A 17,456-nucleotide genomic window follows, 5' to 3' on the forward strand; every position below is an offset into this window, starting at 1 on the left:
ATTGTAATCTCCTTTTCTATTTTTGCTATTTATTTATTGCCGAGGTATGCTTTCCGCACCTCGTCATTATGCTGCATCTCCTTGGCGTCTCCATGGAACTTCACATTTCCGACTTCCAGAACGTAACAGCGGTCTGCAATCCGCAGTGCCATGTTTGCATTCTGTTCAACCAGAAGAATCGTAGTTCCCTGCTTATGGATGGTTTTGATCAGATTAAAGATCTCCAGCACCAGATTGGGCGCCAGACCCATGGACGGTTCGTCCAGCATCAGAAGCTTCGGCTTGTTCATCAGCGCACGGCCAATAGCCAGCATCTGCTGCTCTCCTCCGGAAAGAGTTCCCGCCTGCTGCTTCTTTCTCTCCTGCAGTCTGGGAAACAGATCATATACATAATCAAAGGAATCTGAAATTTCCTTCTTATCCTTCCGGCAATATGCACCAAGTCTTAAATTCTGCTCCACGGAAAGCTCCGGGAACACTTCTCTGCCCTCCGGGCTTAAGGTAACACCCTGCTTTACGATCTGGGGCGGTGACATTTTGGTCAGATCATGACCGTTGAACTCAATCCTGCTTCCGGCTGCGGCCTTTAACACTCCTGCAATCGTCAGAAGCGTGGTGGATTTTCCGGCGCCGTTGCTTCCGATCAATGTAACCAGCTCACCGTCTTCAACCTGGAAGTTTATCCCCTTCAAAGCGTGGATGTTTCCGTAATATGTATTCATTGAATCAATCGTCAGCATCGTCTTCACTCTTTCCTAAATAAGCTTCCACTACCGTCTGATTATTTGCAATTTCTTCCGGCAGTCCGTCTGCAATCATTTTTCCATGGTCAAGAACGTAGATCCGATCCGAAATGTTCATTACCACGCTCATATCATGCTCGATCAGTATGATCGTAAAGCCCTGCGCCTGCAGACCCTTGATAAAGTTCAGAAGTTCTTCGGATTCCTGAGGATTCATACCTGCCGCAGGCTCATCCAGAAGAAGGAGCTTTGCACCGGTCGCAATCGCACGGGCGATCTCCAGCTTTCTCTGTTCGCCATAAGGGAGGTTTCCGGCATACGTATGAATATATTTTCCAAAGCCCAATGATTCAAGTACTTCCAGCGCTTTTAAATATGCTTCCTTTTCATATTTCCGGAATCTGGGCGTCCGGAAAATCAGATCAAATGTATTGTATTTCGTATTCTGATGGTAGCCGATCATTACGTTTTCAATGGTCCGCATATTCTTAAACAGCCGGATATTCTGAAAGGTTCTTGCGATTCCCGCGTTCACGATACGCTGTACCTTCTGGTTCTGGATCTCTTCTCCATCGAATACGATAGTTCCTTCTGTTACATCATAAACACCGGTCAGAAGATTAAAGATTGTTGTTTTTCCGGCTCCGTTGGGACCGATAATGCTGACAATCTCGCCCTTCTCCACATGAAAGTTTACATTGCTTACAGCCGACAGGCCGCCGAATTGCTTAGACACATTATTTACTTCCAGAAACGCCATTCGGCTCACCTCCCTGTTCTTTTACTTTCACAAATCTCGGGAATACATAAGGACGCTTGCTGGGTCCGCCTAAAAGTCCGTCGGTACGGAATACCATCATCACGATCAGGATCAGACCGTACACGATAAAACGGTACTCTGCCAGGAAACGAAGCACCTCGGGGAAAGATACCAGAACCACTGCACCGAGAAGCATGCCCTTAATGGAGCCCATACCACCGAAGATAACGATACTGAGAATCATCATGGACACATCCGAATTAAAGGAGTTTGCATCCACATAACCGGACAGATGTGCATATAATGCACCACAGCAGCCGGCCATGGCGGTAGAGATTGTAAACGCCAGTCTCTTGTAATGGCCCAGCTCGATTCCCATTAAGGAGGAAGCCAGCGGATCATCCTTGATCGCACGAAGCGTTCTTCCAAGCTTGGAACGTTCAATGGCGATGCACAGCAGCACCATCAGTACCAGGAAAACCAGGCACAGATAATACATACCGTTGTTGGTTGTCTTTAAGGTTATCCCGAAAAGCTCAGGCTTTTTGATATTCTGGAGACCGTAGGTCCCGTGTGTTAAGGACTCCCAGTTCACGATCAGAACCTTTACGATCTCACCAAAGCCCATGGTAATGATCGCCAGATAGGTTCCAGACAGCTTCATGGTCGGAAGGCTGAACAGCCAGCCGATAAAGCCGGTCATGATGATGCCACAGACACAGGTAATCAGGAAGTTCCAGCCAAAATGTTCGGAAAGAAGTCCGGATGTATAAGCGCCAATGGCATAAAACGCTGCATGGCCCAGGGAAATCTGTCCCATGTAGCCGGTAATAATGTTCAGGCTTAACGCCAGCATTGAATAAATAAAGATCAGGCTGATCACACGCTGCATATATCTGCTGAGCCCAACCGCAGGAAGAGCGATCAGGGCAACAAGGAGAACAAGCCAGATGATTTTATCTCTCTTATCCATGTTTCACTCCTCCAATTATACTTTAGAAATCTTCGCCTTGCCGAACAGTCCGTTGGGACGGATGATCAGAACAATGAACAGAAGAACGAATGCAACCGCATCACGGTATGCACCGGATAAAAACTGTACCGTCAGGCTCTCTGCAATTCCCAGAATGATACCGCCGATAGCAGAACCGTATAATACGCCGATACCGCCGAGAACCGATGCGGAGAAGCCCTTCAGACCGATCATGGCACCCATGGTCGGGTAAACCGTCTGATAATAGCTTGCCAGCAGAAGCGCTGCGATTACCGCAGACATACCGCTCAGGAAGAAGGTCACGCTGATAACCGCTTTTGCATTAATTCCCATGAGATCCGCCGCTCTGGGATTCTGCTCAACCGCCTGCATGGCAAGACCGATCTTGCTTTTATGGATCAGAAGAGACAGACCTACCAGAAGGATAACGGAAACGATCAGAATATAAACCTGAGACAGTGCAAACTTGATGTTTCCAATCTCAATCATCTTGGTTCCCAGCAGTGCCGGGAAGGACTTGATCTCTGTACCGAACAGGATCTGAAGCCCGTTTGTAATAATGTAGGAAAAACCGATGGTGGTAACGAGGGCGGCAATCCCCGGCGCCTTCTTCTTTCGAAGAAGGGCCAGGATCGATCTGTCGTATATTACCAGCAGCCCGCCGGTAAAGATAATGCTCAGAATCACAGCCGGGATCGTCCCCAGGTTCCATGTCACAAACATCAGTATCATATGTGCGCCGAACGCATAGATTGCGCCATGCGCCATGTTGATCATTTTCAGTATGCCGAATACCAGGGAATAACCTACGGCAATCAGTGCATAAATCAGTCCCATGGTCAGGCCGTTGACTAAATATTGGACAGTCATTTTTTGCCTCCCGTCCTGTGTATTATAAGGATTTTACGAATTCATCCCAAATCAGGAGCTTCTCATCGTTCTCAACAAACTTGCCGTCTTTTACAACGTACCAGGTCTGAGTCTTTACTGCATCGCCGGTCTCATCAAAGCTGATATTGCCGGTTACACCTTCAAAATCCATCTTGTAGAGCTGATCCTTGATGGCTTCTCTGTCTGCGCTGCCTGCGTCTTCGATTGCCTGGATTACCATCTGCACGTTCTCATAGGTCTGTGCGGACATATTCTCCGGAACCTTGCCGTTTGCATATTCCTTGTATGCGTCTACAAAAGCCTTTACCTTGGGCTCTGTGCTGTCTGCGTTCATACCGCCGGGGAATGCGATTCCTTCTGCATTCTCACCAGCCAGGTTGATCAGCTCGGTAGTATAGGAAGAACCTACGGAGATCATCATACCATCGGGGTTGATGGGACGGTACTGCTTTGCGAATGCACCAAGAGAACCGTACATACCAAGAACTACGATACAGTCACAGCCAGCTTCTTCAAACTTGGTAATATTGGAGCTGAAGTCTGTGGTTCCGTCTACGAACTCTTCTATAGCAACCAGCTCTGCATCAGTCTTATCTTTGATCTCTTCCCAGCCAGCCAGGAAACTCTTCTCGGCACTCTCGCCCCAGTCTGTTTTCAGCTTCAATACACCGATCTTCTTCGCACCGCTGCGGATTGCGATCTGAAGGCTGTTGGTAGCCTCGGTTTTCTGTGTTACATTGTTACGGAAAATATAATCACCGATGGAGGAATAATCCACATGAGATGCGGAAGCAGACATTAATACGATTCCATCCTCCTGATAAATCTGAGCTGCCGTCATGGCAACGCCGCTGGCAAAATGTCCGAATACTGCTACGATATCGTCGTCATCTACGATCTTCTCTGCGATGGATCCGGCCTCTTCACTGGAGTTCTTATCATCAAATTCTACAACCTCGATCTGACGGCCGAGCACGCCGCCCTTTTCGTTCTGCTGCTTTACTGCAAGCTCTACCGCATTTTTGAATAACATACCATACTCTGCATTGTCGCCGGTAAGAGGACCGGAATACGCAAATTTGATGGGCTTGTCACTTCCCCCATCCTTGCTGTCACTCTTGCTCTCGCCTGCCACCTTTGTTTCTGCCTTTGTGCCGTCAGCCTTCTTGTCACCGCAGCCTGCCAGTGCAGAGCAGGTGAGCACTGCTGCCATCATTACTGCAATCCATTTCTTCATACCTTTTTCTCCTTTCCCGTTACACCTTTTTGGTTCTATTTCTCTTAAGTCTGCATATTGCACAAACTCAATTGAAATCATAACATAATTCTATACTATTTAACCATATAAATCCATGTTCTTTTTTGCATTTTATATATATTATCTTCTGTTTTGTAATAAAAAACGAGGATGTTTCCGGCATTTTGCCATCAATAACATCCTCGTTTCATTTTCTGATCATTGTATTAATTTCTTACCAATTATGCAATATCATGTTCCGGCTTTGAATTCCATACAAAATCCTGCACTCTGCCTTATGGATTCTGCTCCGTTTTTTATGCCTCCCAGGGCTTGACCCAGGGAAGATCCGAATCCTCCACCGTATTCTTTCCACCGTCCACGCTGATCACGGTGCCACTCACATAGCCAAACCGGTCGCTGGCCATGCAGACAAGAACATCGCCGACCTCCTCCGGCTTTCCGGCACGGTGAAGCGGGATCATGGACATGGTATAGTCCGTCTGCTCATAAATGGCCTTCGCCGAAAGCACCGTATCAATGATTCCGGGCGCCACCGCATTGACACGGATCCCATAGGGAGCCAGCTCTGAAGCCGCACCGATGGTCAAAAGGTTCACGCCTGCCTTCGCCGCTCCGTAAGTCACCCGGTAATCCACCGGAACCTTGGAGGACAGCGAGGAAATGCTTAAAATCACTCCGCTCTTCTGCGGGATCATATGGCGGGAAGCTGCCTTGATCCCCAGGAATACCGAGGTTAAGTTCAGATCTACAATGTAACGGAAGGTCTCCTCCGGGAGTGTGGCAAGAGGACCGTGTTTGTTTCCGCCCGCACAGTTGACCCAGATATCGATCCGTCCAAACTTCTTTACCACGCGGTCCGCAAAGGCGTCTACTTCCGCCGACACAGTGGCATTGACCTGCTCACAGAGTACATCGGTGTAGCCAGCCTCCTCTGCCTGCTTCCGGAAGGACTCTACCTTCGCTTCCGTCCGGCTGCAGATGGCCAGCTTACAGCCCTCCTCCAGAAACCGCATGGCTGCCGCCGCACCGATTCCGGTGGTGCCTCCGAAAATTACTGCTACCTTTCCCCTTAACCCAAGATCCATAAGAAAATCCCCCTTACATATGATTTGTATTTATTGATAACAACAGTGGAATTGCTCCGCGCTGTGCGCTCCTGCCATTCCTGAAATCATTCGCATTCCGTCCTGATCTCCTGCTGCCGTCAATTCTTAAAGCTATGTATCGGTGCGGGAATCCGTCCGCCGCGGGTCACAAAGGCCTCGCAGGAATAGGGATTCACCGGCATGATGGGCGCGTAGCCCAGCAATCCGCCGAATTCTACGGTATCACCCGCTTTTTTCCCCACTGCCGGGATCAGACGGACCGCCGTAGTCTTCTGGTTGACCATGCCGATAGCCGCCTCATCGGCGATGATTCCGGAAATAGTCTCTGCCGTAGTATCGCCGGGAATGGCGATCATATCAAGCCCCACGGAGCATACACAAGTCATGGCCTCCAGCTTTTCCAGAGTCAGTGCGTTTCGGTTCACGGCATCGATCATGCCCTGATCCTCGCTGACCGGAATAAAAGCGCCGGATAATCCGCCCACGTAGGAGGATGCCATAACGCCGCCCTTCTTTACCTGATCGTTTAATAACGCAAGCGCTGCCGTAGTTCCCGGTGCTCCGACACTCTCCAGACCGATCTCTTCCAGGATCTCAGCCACGCTGTCACCCACGGCCGGGGTCGGTGCCAGGGAAAGATCCACGATTCCGAAGGGAATCCCCAGGCGCTGGGATGCCTCCTGAGCCACCAGCTGGCCCACACGGGTAACTTTAAAGGCCGTCCGCTTGATGGTCTCGCAGAGAACCTCGAAATTCTCTCCACGCACCTTTTCCAGAGCCGTCTTTACCACGCCCGGACCGCTGACCCCCACATTAATGATGGCGTCGGCCTCGGTAACACCATGGAAAGCCCCCGCCATAAAGGGATTATCATCCGGTGCATTGCAGAATACCACCAGCTTTGCACAGCCTAAAGAATCCTGGTCGCCGGTTCTGGCGGCTGTCTCCTTGATCATCTGACCCATGAGGCGGACAGCATTCATATTGATTCCGGTCTTGGTAGAGCCCACATTGACGGAGCTGCAGACCCGGTCAGTACAGGCCAGAGCCTCCGGAATGGAACGGATTAAAAGCTCCTCTGCCGGAGTCATCCCCTTGCTGACAAGCGCCGAATAGCCGCCGATAAAGTTTACCTTGACCTCCTTTGCCGCCCGGTCAAGAATCTTTGCCAGCTCCACAAAATCTCCCGGTGTCTTGCAGGCTGCGCTTCCTATTAACGCAATGGGTGTCACGGAAATCCTCTTATTGACGATCGGGATCCCGTATTTGACTTCGATCTCTCCGCCTACGCTCACCAGATCCTTCGCATAGGACGTGATCTTCCGGTAAACATTCTCCTTGACCTTTTCCAGATCCGAATCGATACAGTCCATAAGGCTGATGCCCATGGTAATGGTACGGACATCCAGCCGTTCCTGCTCGATCATTTTATTGGTTTCATCTACTTCAAATCGATTTATCATGGCGCGTCCTCTTAAATTCTGTGCATTTTATTGAAAATATCTTCATGCTGACAGCGGATCTTTACTCCGATCTCCTCGCCGATCTGATCCAGCTCCGAAACCATTTCTCCAAAAGGCTTGGACGACTGGTTTGTATCGACGATCATCATCATGTTGAAATATCCCTGAAGGATCGTCTGTGAAATATCTTCGATGTTGACTGCATTATTGGCCAGATAGGTACATACCCGGGCAATGATTCCTACGGTGTCCTTTCCTACTACTGTGATGATCGTTTTTTTCATTTCGGTTCTCCTTTGAGAATAAATTTATAAATTGATGATCTCCGACATCTGGCTGCGGTCGGCAACGGCGATGTCAAAGTCATTTCCCTGATAAGCATTTTCCCCCATGGTGACCTCCAGGCGCACAGTCTCATAAGCCAGACTGGCATAATTGTTTTCTTTGGATAAATGGCCCAGAAGCGCCTTTTTAAAATGGTCATGGAGGATATCTCCCAGAAGCCGCCCGGCACTGTCATTGGATAAATGCCCCTTATTTCCCATGATCCGGCGTTTCAGATAATAGGGATACGGACCGGCCTCCAGCATATGGACATCATGGTTTGCTTCCAGAAGGATCGCATCCAGCCCCCGCAGATGGTTTAATGTATACTGGCTGTAATTGCCCAGATCTGTTACCACTGCTGCCGACGTACCCCCGCAGTCTACCCGGTAAGCACAGGGATCTGCCGCGTCATGGTCGATGGAAAAGGGCAAAATCTCCAGATCACCGATGGAAAACCTGCGGTCGGGCACAACCTCACGATGCAGTCCCTCCGGCATCGTTCCGAGATTTTTTGCTCTCAGGATCCCCTCATATGTTCCCGTTGTCGTATAAATAGGAATCTCATTTCTTCTGGAAAATACGCCGAGACCGCCGATATGATCCGAATGTTCATGGGTCACCAGGATCCCGGAAAGCTCCGAGGGCTTAACTCCCAGCTCATTTAATCCGGCCTCGATCCGCTTGGAAGAAATTCCCGCATCAATTAAAATATGGGTCTCCTCACTTCCGATATAGATACAGTTTCCGCTGCTGCCGCTGGCAATGCTGACGAAACGCATAACCTTCCTCCCTTTCAAAGGCGCAAAACCCGGCGCCATAAGCTCCTGTTCATTCTATCATACAGGCAGGATTCCTGCAATCTGCTTTTTCACCGCATCCAGATCGGTATTATTTTCGATCACATGATCCGCCAGTGTCTTAATTTTCTCCTCCGGCGGCTGATTTTTCATAATCTGAAGACATTTTTCCTTCGTATAACCGCGGCTTTCCATCAGACGCCCGATCCGCACCTGTGGCTCTGCCGTAACAATCCAGACCTCATCGCACATGGTTTCATAGCCTGCTTCAAAAAGGATTGCCGACTCGATCACCGCAATGGGCTGTCCCTCCCAGGCAAGAACTCCCAGCCTCCGCTCGATCTCGGCCCGCACGGCCGGATGGACAATGGCATTGAGCTTTTCCTTCATGACCTCATCGGAAAAGATCTGCGCTGCGATCTGCTTCCGGTCAAAGGTTCCGTCCTCCAGCAGACATTCTTCTCCAAACAGCCCTCTCATGGCTTCATAACAGGCGCCGCCAGGCTCCTGCAGCTCTTTCCCAATGGCATCTGCCATGAGAAGCTCCGCTCCGTATTCTTCTTTTAAAAGCTCCAGCACCGTGCTTTTTCCTGCACCGACGCCTCCGGTCACTCCGATGATCCGCATGTTTTTTACTCCCTGGTTTCGATTTTGGTTTTTTGATTCCGTTTTTTCTGTTTCGTAAATTTGTCTTCTTCGTTTTTATTTTGTCTCAAACCAGCTGCTGCCCACCTTCATATCCACCTCCAGCGGAACAGAAAGCTTCGCCGCACCATCCATTTCTTCTTTTAAGATTGTTTCAACCTGCTCGATTTCCGCCTGATCCGTTTCTACCAGAAGCTCATCGTGGATCTGAAGGATCAGTCTGGATTTCAGTCCTTCCCGACGCAGTCTCCGATCCACCTCCACCATGGCAATCTTGATGATATCGGCAGCCGTTCCCTGAATGGGACTGTTCATGGCTGCCCGCTCGCCAAAGCTTCTCTGCATGAAATTCGAAGAGGAAAGCTCCGGAACAGGACGTCTCCGCCCATAAAGAGTTGTCACATAGCCCGTCTTCCTGGCCTGTGCCACCGTCTGATCCAGAAACGCCTTCACACCCGGATACGTTTCAAAATACTGGTTAATATATTCCAGTGCCTCCTGGCGGCTGATACTGAGATCCTCGCTGAGTCCGAAGGCGCTGATTCCGTAAACAATCCCGAAATTCACCGCCTTGGCATTTCGCCTCTGGAGCTCCGTCACCTCTTCAAAGGGCGTATGGAACACCTGAGAAGCCGTGATCCGATGGATATCCTGCTCCTCGTGATACGCCTCTATGAGCCGCTGATCCCCTGACATATGTGCCAGGATCCGAAGCTCGATCTGGGAATAATCGGCATCTACAAACACACAGCCCTCCTTCGGCACAAACACCTTTCGGATTTCCCGTCCCAGTGCCATCCGCACCGGAATGTTCTGGAGATTCGGCTCGGTGCTGCTGATCCGTCCCGTGGCGGTAATGGTCTGATTAAAGGTTCCGTGGATCCGGCCGTCGGAACCGATGAAGGCCGCCAGCCCGTCCGCATAAGTGGATTTTAACTTCGTAAGCTGTCGGTATTCCAGGATCTTTGCCACCAGAGGCTGCTCCGGCGCCAGCTTTTCCAGAATATCCGCCGAAGTCGAATAACCCGTCTTTGTTTTTTTTCCATAGGGAAGGCCCAGCTTTTCAAATAAGATCACACCAAGCTGCTTGGGCGAGTTAATGTTGAACTGCTCTCCGGCCAGCTCATAGATCTCGGTCTCCAGCACATCGATCTGCGTTTTCAGTGTCTCGCCATAGGCTTTCAAGGTCTCCCGTTCCACCCGGATCCCTTCTTTTTCCATATGGTATAAACTGTAGATCAGAGGCATCTCAATCGTCAGAAACAGCGTTTTCATACCGGTCTGCGCGAGCTTTTCAAGCAGCACCGGACCCGCCTGAGCTGCTGCATAGGCCTGATAACAGAAGCAGCTCACTGCTGCCTCCTGCTTCTCCTCCAGCGCCTTCCCATAAGGCAGCTTTCCAAGAAGATCCATCCGGGAGGGAACGGTCATGCCCAGATATTCCGCTGCCAGCTCATCATAGAGATATGCACTTTTTAACGGATTCAGCAGATATCCGGCCACGCCGGCATCATAAACGCCCTCGGTCTCTTCCAGATCAAGAAATGGCAGCATGGCCTTCAGATCCAGCACCCAGGAAGCACCTCTGCCCGTTAAAAGCTCCTTTGTCTTTCCGGCAAGATAAGCTCCCGTTACGAAGCCGCCTGCTGCGATAAAGCAGATATCCTCCTTACTCCGGGAAAGAGCCAGTCCCAGGATCTCATGCTCCTCGATAATAAGCTGCAGACCGATGACCGGTGCCTCCGCAGCCTGCCGGACGGCCTGCTCCGCCCCCTCCAGGCTGTCAATATACAGAAACTGCTTCTCCACCTGGTTCTGAACCTGATCCTCCGTCTCAAACCGGGGAAGAAAGCTTTTTAATTCCAGACGCTTCATATATTCATAAGCTTCCGGCGTAAACAGCTTTCCAAGCTTCGCATCCTCCGCCGAAAATTCCACCGGACAGTCCCGGTCGATAGCTGCCAGAGTTCTGGAAAGCTCTGCCGACTCCCGTCCTGCCGCCAGTGCCTTTCTGGCCCGCTCCGGCTTCACGGTATCCTGGTTTGCAAACACATTTTCCAGCGTATGATACGTTTTGATCAGCGCATAGGCCGTCTTTTCTCCAATTCCGGCAACTCCGGGAATGTTATCGGAGGTATCGCCCATAAACGCCTTCACATCGATAAATTCTTCCGGTGTGACACCCAGCGTTTCCATCACATCCCTGGCATAATACTCCTCCACGATGGTCTGTCCGCCCTTGGTCTTCGGGATCCGGATCTTCACATGCTCCCCTGCCAGCTGGAGCATATCCCGGTCTCCGGATAAAATGGTCACCTCAAGACCTTCGCTGTCACACCGTCTGGAAAGGGTTCCCAGAATATCATCAGCCTCATAGCCTGCCAGCTCCACCGTGGGGATCCCCATGGCATGAAGCACCTCTTTCATCACCGGAACCTGCTCCAAAAGCTCCTCCGGCATGCCCTTTCGCGTTCCCTTATATGCCTCATAAAACTTGTGGCGGAAGGTAGGCGCCTTCACATCAAAGGCCACAGCCAGATAGGACGGCTTTTCCTCTTCGATGGCCTTGAACATCATAGTTAAGAAACCGTAAATGGCATTGGTATGAAGCCCTTCAAAATTGGTCATTCCCGCATGGATCCCGTAAAAGGCCCGGCTTAAAATGCTGTATCCGTCAATCAGTATGATCTTTTCCCGCATATGTCTGTTCCCCTCTGCTCCTTATTTTTCAGTGTCAATCCGATCCGCCCTCAGCAGATCCGGCTTCCGCCGTCTGCTTCCAGTTTTCCCGTCTGCCTCCGGTTTTCCGTCAGTCTTTATAGAATCCCCAGATCCGCAAACATCCGAAGCTGCAGCAGCACCGCAGTCACCACGCACCAGAATGCCGTTGTATAAATGGCATAGCGCATGCTCTGAAAAAACCGGCGGCGGTGGATCTGATTCTCCGAATGCTCCAGCTCCTCCTCCAGTGCTCCGTCCAGATCGGACAACTCCTTCACCTCTTCCTCCCGGTCAAGCTGAAGGATGCCCAGATATAAGGTATAATAAATCTTCAGTTCCTCCCGGCATTCCCCGCAGTGCTCCACATGATGGACAAACCGTTCCATATGCTCCGCCGGCAGACTGCCGTCGATGTAATCGGAAATCTGCGCCTGAACTGCCATGCACTCCGTCATAAATTCCTTCGGATTCTTCCCGCTCTGCCGGTTTTGTTCCACCCAGTATCGTTTCCGTTTTTTCCGTCCCTTCTTCATCCTTTTTCTTCCTCCGGCCGCCGAAAACCAAACTTCCGGCTTTTCCCTCCTGCTGCTTTTCCGTTTCTCTATGCTTCTTCTCCAGACCGCGGCGTCGTATAACGCCACTCACAATCTCTCACCATTCTAACTGATTTGAAGCGGGTTTTCAAGTCCCCGGGGCGCGGCCCGTGCTTCCGATTCGGACAGCTTTAAAAGAACGCTGTATATTTCCTTGCCATTTTCCCCCGCTCCGTGTTACACTTATTCTGATTCTTCTGATTTCCTTTTCCGGCGCAGATCCGTCTGCCGGGAGATGTCTCTTCCTGTGTCATACAAAAACGCCGGAAAGACCATCTCTGATCTTCCCGGCGTCTGATCGACTGCCGCTGGCCGGACTCGAACCGGCACGGTGTGAACCGCTTGATTTTGAGTCAAGTGCGTCTGCCAATTCCGCCACAGCGGCATCAAAACCGAACATTATTATAGCATGAACCGAACATGGATGCAAGGACTTTTCCCGGAAAATCAAAGAATCTGAAGAATCCTCCAGAATCATTCTCCCATTGACCTGTCCGGTTCAGAAAGGAAGCATACTTATGAATGAAACCGTTCTCCTCTATAACTTTTCCGGCACACCCGCCGGTCAGAAGCTGAAGCCGATTTTGCTGAAGCTGCGCCTCAGGGTACGCATTGTAAAACCGGAGGAATATCTGAAACCCATCGGACACCTGGCCGGACTGAAAACCGTTCCGGGAAACGAGTCACACTACGACGGAGCACCGCTGCCGGAGCCGATGCTGCTTATGAAGGGCTTTTCAGAGCCTCTCCTGGATACGTTTTTAATGGCACTTCGGAAACAGAAGCTTGTGATTCCGCTGAAGGCTGTTTTAACGGAGCAGAACGCCGCCTGGGATTCCATAACTCTCTACAACGAATTAAAAAGAGAACAGGAACTTATAAAATAGAATGTGCCTTGGCACATTCTCGCGCCGAGCGCGGTCGCTTGCGACAAACTTCCTCATCGCGCGATTGCGCATCGTTGGCACGAAGTGCCTGCCGGACTGGGGTAGCTGCCCATAAAACAGGTTTTGAGAAACAAATACTATGGCAGTTGCCGGACAAGGGTTGCTTACAAAAGGGGTATGTGTCATTAAGGCACATGCCCCTTTGCTTTTGCAGTTGCCTTTGTTGATGGTAGATGGATAGGATGAATTTTGTACGATTTAAGGTCGATAATCCGGAATTAGCTTCCCTGTGAGCAACGCAAAAATCATGGGCAATGATGCGTCCATGCCCTTGCACAAGTACAGCTCATACGTCAGTTAAATGCCGATTTTCAACTTGTTTCATAAGGGTACTTCTGAGATGTCATCTTTCAGAAAAGTAGTCAGAAATCTCTCACTTAAACCAATCCTTGTGAGGATAGGAAAGAAGTTTGCTGAAACGATAATTTTGTTCCTTATTCCGCGCTTCTGCAATCCGTGTACTGCACTCACCGTTCCGTTCGCTATTGCATAGTTACAATTAGTTGTTCACCATCCAATGAACAGTAGAGTTCCTTTCCATAAGCAGCACATCATTTACGGCGATAAAAACCTCTAAATTTGCAACTGTTTTCGCCTGTCCTGCCGAGCAAGCAGGATAGACAAGTACAAAGAAACATGCTATAATTTCCATAAAAGCTCAAAAGACCACGTTAACATGTCAGGTCGCTGTCTGGCGGCACTTATTAACGGAGGTTTGGATTATGAATAACAAGCAAATGAAAAAGGCCACAGTCGACGCAATCAATGTGATGATCAGTCGCGCGGATAAGGGTCCTTCCGGATTTTGGGTGGAGAATCACGAAGGCTGCGGCAATCCGGCGGTCTTTCCGGAATTTGAGGAGGGCTTGAAGCGAGGAGGGCTCGTCCAGAAAGAACATTATTTTTGCCCATGGAATACCGCCATTATGTACGGCGATGGGCATGGCAACATAAACACGGGGTGTTACCATAGCTGTTCTATTAGCAAGGCAAGGTATCTGACCACTGAGGAACTTAAAGAAGTTCTTGCCCGCTTCAAAACGCGCATGGAAAATGGGGATTACGATTGCGTTGACCATTTATCGCCGTTGCTGACAAAAGACGAAAGCAGACACATAGAGGATCGCATTCTTGCGGAGCAGTATGAGTGCGAACGCTGCGAAAGGCAAAAGCGGCAGGATCGGCTCAAAAAAGCTGCTGCTCTGATTGCCAAGTTTCCAGATAAAAAATCGCTTTTGGCAATCAATTATGGAGAAGATACATGCGTAGATGAAGAAGACGGCCTCGTATTTTTCAATCCGGATTCTCGTAAGGATGTCGTTGGCGCAGAAAAGATGTCCTATGATGAATATCTGGATGTCCAGCTTGCTTCTTTAGGGCACGCTTATCGTTCCGGATTTGCAAACGGCATATTTAATTATCTGCTTGAATTCAAAGGACAGATTGAGAAAGTCAAGCCAAAACATATTTGCTTCAAGCGGATTTTTATTAGTGGAATGTACACCGACGGGACAATGTTTGACGGAAAAGAGGATCACGTCTGGATGGACAGATCCGGCTTTGAAAAGTGCGCCGTTGGTGACAGTGTTTCATTCGGTGCCGAGGTCTACCGCTATGTAAAAACCGGAAATGGAAAACTGATTGACTACGGACTGCGTAACCCGACAGGCATCCAAAAGATCGAAGCCTACGAGCTTCCCAGCGATGATGAACTGATTATGCAGAAAGTTGAACAGCTTATCTGCGAGACTTGCTTTCTAAGTGATCGGTGCAATCGCAATTACTGCACAATGGATCCAAAGAAAAAGCGTTTGCTCAAACAAGAAATGTTCCATGCAATAAAGGCACAGACAGATAAGGAGACTCAGAAATGAAACGATTCTTTCTTGTGTGTGGACTTGTAATTGCATTGTTGTTGAGTGGGTGCGGATCGTCGGCATCCCGTGTTGAAACACTGAAAAGCTGGTCTTTTCAGTATAACGAGGGAACAAGTGATTACAGCCTTTTCTTTGGTTTGGCTGATAAAAATGATAACCCCCTGTCAGCCGATGTCAATGTGGATATTCAAATCGTAAATGACGCGGATGAAGAGGTTTATGCTGGTACAAAGTCCGTTTCTACTGATGATTTCGGCTATTATACCAGCCAAGCTGCCGGAGAGCAATATCTTGCCAATGTGAGAATCCCTACCGCTGAGATCAAAGCCGGAAAATCCGCAAACGGGAAGGTTTATTTCACCGTGTACAAGGAAAACGCAGTTCAGTTTGACGAAGTAAACTGCGATGCTCTGTATTGCTTGCCTATTGAAGATGTTCAAGTGACGTTTGATTCATTTCCGCTGGATCTGAAGGTGAAAGACTTCATGGGGAGTACGGCATCCGTGATCCAAATTCAAGGAGCCGAGTTTACGTTTGACAAAGACTATTCTCCGCAGCTGACCATTACGATTACCGGAGAAAAGAAGATCGGGAGCAGTGATTCCGGGTATGATATGATTAGTTATAAGCTGTATGACAGTGCGGGTTATCTGGTAGACTCCGGCAATATATACCTATCTTCTCTGAACGCCGGAGATAAATTCAAGGATGACTCTGTTGTGATCTATGACATTACTCCCGGCGAATCCTACACATTCCAGTTATCAGAGTATAGCTGGTGAGCTTTCGTAATTTTTCACGAACATAAGGGCTTGGGATTATCCCAAAAATGAAAACAGGGCGTTTCGGCAGTCAGCCGGAACGCTCTGTTTTTCGGTGTGGGTACTCACCGGATTTGCTTGCTGCTCTGCAAGGAAATCCCGGTCAACCCACGCCATTTTTCGCAAGTGTAGCTACACTTGCTGTGCTTGCTCTTCCTCTCATAATCGCATTGACTCGAACGTTTGTTCTTGTTATAGTTAGGCTGAAAGATTAAAAAAGTCTTGGAAGGCAGCTGATTTTCATGGGCAAATGGCGGCATCGCCGCCTTGATTACCGGCTTGCACAGGCGAACGAGCCTGTGAAGGACGCGCAGCGAGGCGAAGCCGATTCCTTGACTGGCACAGACGGCTGTGCGACCCGGCGAACTGCCTGTAATTCTCCTGTGAATCCCGGTACATTGCCCAGTGGAATCCCGGAAATTGCTGTGATATACTGAATAACAATAGGTCATATCACGCACTTTGCTCCGTGAGATTCATGCGGCAATGCTCGGAAATCTGAATGAAAAGGAAGGTGCAAATGGATAACAAGAAACGTAACGTCCAAGTGGAATCGGACGGCAGCCGCAGTGCCCTCGTTCCTCTCTGGCAGGAGTTACCGCAGATCACGGTACGCCTGAAAGAAGGAAACACCATCTACCGCTTTACTGCCAGCTTTGACGGAATGCACACCCTTCCCGAAAAGGCGGTGAAACTGATCGACTCCGAGGGGAGTGTGTGATCGTGACCAACAGCAATCTTGTCTTGGCAGACTGTCCTCAGATGATGGAGGAATCTACTATGAAGCAGTCTGACAAAATTACCGCGCTGTATTGCCTCCTGTCCCGTGATGATGAATCACAGGGCGACAGTAACAGCATTGTGAATCAAAAAGCCTATCTCAGCCGATATGCAAAGGAACACAGCTTCCGCAATACGGAGTTCTTTGTGGATGACGGTTACACGGGCGCGAACTTTCAAAGACCGGATTGCCAGCACATGATGGCGCTGGTGGAAGACGGAAAGATCGGTACGATCATCACAAAAGATATGAGCCGCATCGGCCGAAATTATCTGGAAGTTGGGATGTATACCGAGATCACATTCCCACAGAATAACGTGCGGTTCATTGCCGTCAACAGCGGTGTGGACAGCGCTAACCAGCAAGACAATGAGTTCGTCCCGTTCGTCAATATTATCAACGAATACTACGTTCGGGACGGCAGCAAGAAAGTGCGTACCTCACTCCGGCTCAAGGGAGAATCCGGCGAACACCTGACGACAATTCCGCCGTATGGCTACGTCAAAGACCCGGATAATTCAGAGCATTGGCTCGTCGATCCGGAAGCGGCACAGGTGGTCAAGCGCATCTTTTCCCTTTGCATGGACGGGAACGGTCCGACGCAGATTGCCCGGATGCTGAAAGAGGATCATGTGTTGACGCCCACCGTTTATCAGGACAGGCAAAAAACGAAAAGTCCGCTGTGCTTTACCGGAGAATCCTTACAACTGGAACGGCAGCACCGTTGCC

The 17,456-nt window shown here is 49.6% G+C and carries 16 protein-coding genes, 1 tRNA gene and 1 pseudogene; 5 read left to right on the forward strand and 13 right to left on the reverse strand.

Translation table 11 applies throughout. The features are described from left to right. Window positions 1-29: 29 nt before the first annotated feature. The 13 genes from ACTQ3K_RS02125 to ACTQ3K_RS02185 form a co-directional block, all read right to left on the reverse strand. On the reverse strand, window positions 30-740 hold the full coding sequence (locus ACTQ3K_RS02125) for an ABC transporter ATP-binding protein (RefSeq protein ID WP_441565305.1): 711 nt from the start codon (window positions 738-740) through the stop codon (window positions 30-32). Continuing rightward, on the reverse strand, window positions 727-1,503 hold the full coding sequence (locus ACTQ3K_RS02130) for an ABC transporter ATP-binding protein (RefSeq protein WP_441565307.1): 777 nt from the start codon (window positions 1,501-1,503) through the stop codon (window positions 727-729). The genes ACTQ3K_RS02125 and ACTQ3K_RS02130 overlap by 14 nt, the downstream gene beginning before the upstream one ends. Continuing rightward, on the reverse strand, window positions 1,481-2,476 hold the full coding sequence (locus ACTQ3K_RS02135; protein WP_441565309.1) for a branched-chain amino acid ABC transporter permease: 996 nt from the start codon (window positions 2,474-2,476) through the stop codon (window positions 1,481-1,483). Before ACTQ3K_RS02135 ends, ACTQ3K_RS02130 begins: the two co-directional genes overlap by 23 nt. Window positions 2,477-2,491: 15 nt before the next feature. Further along, the gene (locus ACTQ3K_RS02140) at window positions 2,492-3,367 is read right to left on the reverse strand and encodes a branched-chain amino acid ABC transporter permease (protein ID WP_441565311.1); all 876 of its coding nucleotides are present in this window, start codon (window positions 3,365-3,367) and stop codon (window positions 2,492-2,494) included. 22 nt (window positions 3,368-3,389) lie between these two features. Further along, a complete protein-coding gene (locus tag ACTQ3K_RS02145; RefSeq protein ID WP_441565313.1) occupies window positions 3,390-4,625 on the reverse strand; it encodes an ABC transporter substrate-binding protein in 1,236 nt (411 codons plus the stop codon). A 317-nt stretch (window positions 4,626-4,942) separates the two neighbouring features. Beyond that, window positions 4,943-5,734: an SDR family NAD(P)-dependent oxidoreductase gene (locus ACTQ3K_RS02150; protein ID WP_441565315.1), complete on the reverse strand. Its 792-nt coding sequence runs from the start codon at window positions 5,732-5,734 to the stop codon at window positions 4,943-4,945. A 119-nt stretch (window positions 5,735-5,853) separates the two neighbouring features. After that, window positions 5,854-7,218, reverse strand: coding sequence for a PFL family protein (locus tag ACTQ3K_RS02155; protein WP_441565317.1), 1,365 nt, complete (start codon window positions 7,216-7,218; stop codon window positions 5,854-5,856). A gap of 11 nt (window positions 7,219-7,229) precedes the next feature. Beyond that, window positions 7,230-7,502 carry an ACT domain-containing protein gene (locus ACTQ3K_RS02160; protein WP_441565319.1) on the reverse strand — a complete coding sequence of 91 codons (273 nt, stop codon included), beginning with the start codon at window positions 7,500-7,502 and terminating at the stop codon, window positions 7,230-7,232. 24 nt (window positions 7,503-7,526) lie between these two features. Next, window positions 7,527-8,324 carry an MBL fold metallo-hydrolase gene (locus ACTQ3K_RS02165; RefSeq protein ID WP_441565321.1) on the reverse strand — a complete coding sequence of 266 codons (798 nt, stop codon included), beginning with the start codon at window positions 8,322-8,324 and terminating at the stop codon, window positions 7,527-7,529. A 57-nt stretch (window positions 8,325-8,381) separates the two neighbouring features. Continuing rightward, window positions 8,382-8,969: a dephospho-CoA kinase gene (gene coaE / locus ACTQ3K_RS02170; RefSeq protein ID WP_441565323.1), complete on the reverse strand. Its 588-nt coding sequence runs from the start codon at window positions 8,967-8,969 to the stop codon at window positions 8,382-8,384. 75 nt (window positions 8,970-9,044) lie between these two features. Continuing rightward, window positions 9,045-11,687, reverse strand: coding sequence for a DNA polymerase I (gene polA / locus ACTQ3K_RS02175; RefSeq protein ID WP_441565325.1), 2,643 nt, complete (start codon window positions 11,685-11,687; stop codon window positions 9,045-9,047). Between the two features lie 116 nt (window positions 11,688-11,803). Continuing rightward, window positions 11,804-12,241, reverse strand: a complete 438-nt coding sequence (locus tag ACTQ3K_RS02180) for a zf-HC2 domain-containing protein (RefSeq protein ID WP_441565327.1) — start codon at window positions 12,239-12,241, stop codon at window positions 11,804-11,806. Window positions 12,242-12,604: 363 nt separating this feature from the next. Continuing rightward, a tRNA-Leu gene (locus ACTQ3K_RS02185) sits at window positions 12,605-12,686 on the reverse strand. Between the two features lie 133 nt (window positions 12,687-12,819). On the opposite strand from ACTQ3K_RS02185, the gene ACTQ3K_RS02190 reads away from it, so the two are divergent. From ACTQ3K_RS02190 to ACTQ3K_RS02210, 5 genes and pseudogenes are all read left to right on the forward strand, one after another. After that, window positions 12,820-13,188 carry a DUF3783 domain-containing protein gene (locus ACTQ3K_RS02190; RefSeq protein ID WP_441565329.1) on the forward strand — a complete coding sequence of 123 codons (369 nt, stop codon included), beginning with the start codon at window positions 12,820-12,822 and terminating at the stop codon, window positions 13,186-13,188. A 782-nt stretch (window positions 13,189-13,970) separates the two neighbouring features. Beyond that, a complete protein-coding gene (locus tag ACTQ3K_RS02195; protein ID WP_441565331.1) occupies window positions 13,971-15,122 on the forward strand; it encodes a hypothetical protein in 1,152 nt (383 codons plus the stop codon). Beyond that, window positions 15,119-15,907 (forward strand): hypothetical protein, encoded by a 789-nt coding sequence (locus tag ACTQ3K_RS02200; protein ID WP_441565333.1) that lies wholly within the window; start codon window positions 15,119-15,121, stop codon window positions 15,905-15,907. The genes ACTQ3K_RS02195 and ACTQ3K_RS02200 overlap by 4 nt, the downstream gene beginning before the upstream one ends. Before the next feature lie 559 nt (window positions 15,908-16,466). Continuing rightward, window positions 16,467-16,667 (forward strand): hypothetical protein, encoded by a 201-nt coding sequence (locus tag ACTQ3K_RS02205; protein WP_441565335.1) that lies wholly within the window; start codon window positions 16,467-16,469, stop codon window positions 16,665-16,667. A gap of 59 nt (window positions 16,668-16,726) precedes the next feature. Beyond that, window positions 16,727-17,326 (forward strand): annotated as a pseudogene (locus tag ACTQ3K_RS02210) (recombinase family protein); the annotation flags it as partial. Between the last annotated feature and the right edge of the window lie 130 nt (window positions 17,327-17,456).

Origin of the sequence: Candidatus Paralachnospira sp. LCP21S3_A2, from assembly GCF_052118925.1 — a bacterium.
Taxonomy (GTDB): domain Bacteria; phylum Bacillota; class Clostridia; order Lachnospirales; family Lachnospiraceae; genus Lientehia.

What these genes read in the sequence shown, in the direction of transcription:
- ACTQ3K_RS02135 (WP_441565309.1), bottom strand. Translation starts at nt 2,476, where the DNA reads ATGGATAAGAGAGATAAAATCATCTGGCTTGTTCTCCTTGTTGCCCTG.
- ACTQ3K_RS02155 (WP_441565317.1), bottom strand. Translation starts at nt 7,218, where the DNA reads ATGATAAATCGATTTGAAGTAGATGAAACCAATAAAATGATCGAGCAG.
- ACTQ3K_RS02145 (WP_441565313.1), bottom strand. Translation starts at nt 4,625, where the DNA reads ATGAAGAAATGGATTGCAGTAATGATGGCAGCAGTGCTCACCTGCTCT.
- ACTQ3K_RS02150 (WP_441565315.1), bottom strand. Translation starts at nt 5,734, where the DNA reads ATGGATCTTGGGTTAAGGGGAAAGGTAGCAGTAATTTTCGGAGGCACC.
- polA (WP_441565325.1), bottom strand. Translation starts at nt 11,687, where the DNA reads ATGCGGGAAAAGATCATACTGATTGACGGATACAGCATTTTAAGCCGG.
- ACTQ3K_RS02140 (WP_441565311.1), bottom strand. Translation starts at nt 3,367, where the DNA reads ATGACTGTCCAATATTTAGTCAACGGCCTGACCATGGGACTGATTTAT.
- ACTQ3K_RS02125 (WP_441565305.1), bottom strand. Translation starts at nt 740, where the DNA reads ATGCTGACGATTGATTCAATGAATACATATTACGGAAACATCCACGCT.
- ACTQ3K_RS02130 (WP_441565307.1), bottom strand. Translation starts at nt 1,503, where the DNA reads ATGGCGTTTCTGGAAGTAAATAATGTGTCTAAGCAATTCGGCGGCCTG.
- ACTQ3K_RS02205 (WP_441565335.1), top strand. Translation starts at nt 16,467, where the DNA reads ATGGATAACAAGAAACGTAACGTCCAAGTGGAATCGGACGGCAGCCGC.
- ACTQ3K_RS02160 (WP_441565319.1), bottom strand. Translation starts at nt 7,502, where the DNA reads ATGAAAAAAACGATCATCACAGTAGTAGGAAAGGACACCGTAGGAATC.
- ACTQ3K_RS02200 (WP_441565333.1), top strand. Translation starts at nt 15,119, where the DNA reads ATGAAACGATTCTTTCTTGTGTGTGGACTTGTAATTGCATTGTTGTTG.
- ACTQ3K_RS02165 (WP_441565321.1), bottom strand. Translation starts at nt 8,324, where the DNA reads ATGCGTTTCGTCAGCATTGCCAGCGGCAGCAGCGGAAACTGTATCTAT.
- ACTQ3K_RS02195 (WP_441565331.1), top strand. Translation starts at nt 13,971, where the DNA reads ATGAATAACAAGCAAATGAAAAAGGCCACAGTCGACGCAATCAATGTG.
- ACTQ3K_RS02190 (WP_441565329.1), top strand. Translation starts at nt 12,820, where the DNA reads ATGAATGAAACCGTTCTCCTCTATAACTTTTCCGGCACACCCGCCGGT.
- coaE (WP_441565323.1), bottom strand. Translation starts at nt 8,969, where the DNA reads ATGCGGATCATCGGAGTGACCGGAGGCGTCGGTGCAGGAAAAAGCACG.
- ACTQ3K_RS02180 (WP_441565327.1), bottom strand. Translation starts at nt 12,241, where the DNA reads ATGAAGAAGGGACGGAAAAAACGGAAACGATACTGGGTGGAACAAAAC.